Origin of the sequence: Escherichia sp. AM3 (genome assembly GCF_032029835.1) — a bacterium.
Taxonomy (GTDB): Bacteria; Pseudomonadota; Gammaproteobacteria; order Enterobacterales; family Enterobacteriaceae; genus Escherichia; species Escherichia coli.
In genome coordinates this window covers 1-3710 of the sequence record NZ_JAVUPQ010000151.1, presented here as the reverse complement: position 1 = coordinate 3710, position 3710 = coordinate 1, and the positions used below count along the sequence as shown (strand labels likewise).

General features: G+C 49.1%; 3 protein-coding genes. 2 read left to right on the top strand and 1 reads right to left on the bottom strand.

Features of this window, described 5'->3' with window-relative positions; all coding sequences use genetic code 11:
• Positions 1 to 20 precede the first annotated feature (20 nt).
• Positions 21 to 728, top strand: coding sequence for a DUF1266 domain-containing protein (locus RTW80_RS23055; protein ID WP_001030934.1), 708 nt, complete (start codon positions 21 to 23; stop codon positions 726 to 728).
• Positions 725 to 2176 carry a co-chaperone DjlC gene (gene djlC / locus RTW80_RS23050; protein WP_312720355.1) on the top strand — a complete coding sequence of 484 codons (1452 nt, stop codon included), beginning with the start codon at positions 725 to 727 and terminating at the stop codon, positions 2174 to 2176. The genes RTW80_RS23055 and djlC overlap by 4 nt, the downstream gene beginning before the upstream one ends.
• A gap of 59 nt (positions 2177 to 2235) precedes the next feature.
• Here the strand turns inward: djlC and hscC are convergent.
• Positions 2236 to 3710: molecular chaperone HscC (gene hscC, locus RTW80_RS23045; protein ID WP_312720352.1), on the bottom strand; the 1475-nt coding region annotated here is incomplete at its 5' end.

Sequence of the window (3710 nt, the reverse complement as noted above, 5' to 3'; positions counted from 1 at the left end):
ACTTAAGGGATTATTAACAAATGAATAAGGAAGAACAATATCTTCTTTTTGCGCTTTCTGCGCCCATGGAAATACTTAATCAGGGTTGCAAACCCGCGCATGACTCGCCAAAAATGTATACTGGGATAAAAGAATTCGAGCTCTCATCATCCTGGGGAATAAATAATCGTGATGATTTAATTCAGACTATTTATCAGATGACTGATGATGGTCATGCCAATGATTTAGCTGGCTTATATCTGACATGGCATCGCTCTTCCCCTGAAGAGTGGAAAGCATTAATTGCTGGTGGCTCGGAGAGAGGGTTGATTTATACCCAATTCGTTGCCCAAACCGCTATGTGCTGTGGGGAAGGGGGAATCAAAGCCTGGGATTATGTTCGAATGGGGTTTCTGTCACGGGTCGGTGTGCTCAACAAGTGGCTGACGGAAGAAGAGAGTTTATGGCTGCAATCGCGCGTCTATGTACGAGCTCACCATTACTATCACAGCTGGATGCACTATTTTTCCGCCTATTCGTTAGGACGTCTCTACTGGCAATCTTCTCAGTGCGAAGACAACACTTCGCTACGCGAGGCGCTAACCCTGTACAAATACGATAGCGCCGGGAGTCGTATGTTCGAAGAGCTGGCAGCGGGAAGCGATCGTTTCTATGCCACGCTTCCCTGGCAGCCATTAACTGTCCAGTCTGAATGCCCGGTAACGCTTAAGGATGTGAGCGACCTATGAAAACATGTTGGCAAATCCTCGAAATTGAAAGCACGACGCAAATAGACATTATCCGCCAGGCTTATCTTGCTCGCTTACCGTTGTGTCATCCCGAAACCGATCCGCAAGGGTTTAAAGCATTACGCCAGGCCTATGAAGAGGCCCTGCGACTGGCGGTAAATCCTGTCGAGGAAGCAGATGATGAAGAAAAAGATGCTGCCGCTGAACATGAAATACTACGTGCATTCAGGACATTACTGGATTCAGAAAGTGATCGTTTTCAGCCTTCCGCCTGGCAGAAATTTATTCAGCAATTAAATACCTGGAACATGGAGGATGTCGATCAATTACGCTGGCCGCTGTGTGCAATCGCCATAGAAGCGCGATATCTTTCATTAAATTGTGCTTCTTTGCTGGCAGAGCGTTTGAACTGGCATTCATTTAATGACAGCGAAGGAATGGATGAGGAAGAAAGGGAGGCTTTTCTTGAGGCCATTCAGGCTGGTGATTGTTTCGATTTCCTTAGCCTTCTGGAATATCCCATTGCGTTGCAGAACCAGACTGTTGAGTATTACTTCGCGCTGGAACGTTGCTGCCGTTACCATCCTGACTATGTCACTGCGTTTTTGGCGATGGAAGGTCCGTGGTTAATTCCTGATGATGCAAAGTTACATCGCAAACTGTTGCGCTGGTACAGCTCGGTGCAAACAGGTATGGCGGAACTCATTCCTGTCGCTCAACAGTGGCAAACGGAAGAACCAGAAAGCGAAGATGCCCGGTATTACTTGTGTGCACAACGTTTGTACTGCGGCGAGGGGGAAAGCCTGCTTGCCGATCTCTGCGCGTACTGGGAAAGTTACCCATCTACACAAGCTGATAATTTGTTGTTGCAGTGGAGCAAGCGTCATTGCCCGGATTATTTCGCGTTATTAGTGATGGTTATCGAAGCGCGGAGCATGGTAGATGCGCAAGGTCAACCGCTGAAATATGTTCCTGGTGAGAGCGCCCGGACGCGGCTGTTATGGGCGGAGATTTTACATAGCGGAAAATTATCGCCGTTAGGTCAATCGTTTATTGAGTCGTTATTCTTCAAGCGCAAAGCATGGGCGTGGTGGAAATCGAGAGTCGGTAGCGAGACAGAGCAAGATTCACCGTTCCTGGATTTGTATCGGGTAGCGGAACAGGTAGTACTTGAAGCGTTTCCGAAACAAGAGATGCTGGCCCGTCTTAATAAAAGGCTGGAAGGCGGAGATGCTCATCCATTAGAGGCCATTGTCACCCGGATGCTTTTGACGAAAGTGAAACTCGAGCCGGAGGATGAAGATGTCGATGAGCCAACACCTGAAAATCATGAAGAAAAAAATGATGAGGGTGAAAAACCACAGAGCATTACCAGCATTATCAAAATCAGTTTAACGGTGCTGGTGATAGGTTATGCTCTCGGCAAAATCGCGATGTTGTTTAGCTGACGATGTGTTTTTTGCGCCGATGCCGGATGCAGCGTTTACGCCGCATCCGGCAGCCGTGTTTATGGGATCTCAATGGCTAAATAATCGCTCGCCCGCCGCCGAACTTCATCCACGCGGGCCATATCGTTTGACTGCAACGCCGCATCAAAATCGGTGATCACCCGGCCGATCTCTTCTCGCTCGTCACCCAGCGCCCGCGCCCACAACTCTTCCAGTTTGGCTTTAAAGGTGCGATTGATGAGCATATCGCGCGGATAAATTTTCAATGCGGATAACCGCGTCCGACTCTCTTCAATCTGCTGCGCGCTCAATGTTACCGGGCTGTGGTTAATCACTCTGGACTTAACGCTGCCGTCTTCCAGAAGCACGTCAACTTCAAGCAACCCGTTGATATCATAACTAAAGCGAATATCAATCGACTGATAAGCCCCGGTTTTCTTCAACGGCACATCGAAGGATTCCACCAGAATGTTGTTTTTAACTTTGTGGTTTTCTCCCTGATAGACGTTAACCGTAATTGAATCCTGTTCCGGGTGCATGGTTGAATAAGTTTCTACACGCGACACGGGCACAGTGGTGTTTCGTTCAATAATCGGCGAGAAAATGCCGGAAACGCCCTGGCGGTTAACTTCAACGCCCAACGAGTAAGGGCAAATATCAGTGAGGATTACCTCTTCAATATCTTCACTGCGTAAGCGGCAGGCGGCCTGGATTGCTGCGCCCAGCGCGACAATGGTGCTCGGATCGTAACTTTGATACGGTAATTTGCCAAACAGACGCACGGCGATTCGCTGCACCAGCGGCATTTGTGACGCGCCGCCAACCAGCACCAGACTGTCGATTTGACTCGGCTTCAGACGCGCATCGCGCAACGCCTGTTCAATCGGCACTCGCAAGCGATTGAGCAGCGGCAACCACAAATCTTCCAGTTCGTTCTCGTAAAATTCGCATTCCCGCGTTTCTTCCTGATACTGCCAGCGAATGTGCAATGGCGATTGATTGCTACATTTTGCCGCTTCCACACAGGCGTACAAGGCTGCCAGTTCACTCTCGTTAAGCGTGGTCCTGGCGACATCCGCGCGTTTTAAAACCTCATCGACCAGCATATGGGTAAAATCTTCGCCACCAAGAAAGTTGTCGCCAGCGGAGGCGTGAACTTCAATCACCGGCGTGGCGTACTCAAGCACCGTAACGTCAAACGTGCCGCCACCGAGATCAAACACCAGCGAACGGGTATTTTGTTGGGTATGCAGGCCATACGCCATCGCAGCTGCTGTGGGTTCATTAATTAAGCGTACCGCATTTAACCCGGCTAACTCCGCTGCTAAACGGGTATGCTTGCGTTGTTCATCGCTGAAATAAGCCGGAACGGAGATCACCACATCTTTAATCGGACGTTGCAGAAATTCTTCGGCATCTTCTTTTAATGAGCGTAATACCAAAGAGGACAGTTCTGGCGCGTTAAATGTGTCGCTGCCTAACCGCCAGTTGGTATTACTACCCATTGCACGTTTAAATAACGCTGCCGTTTTAT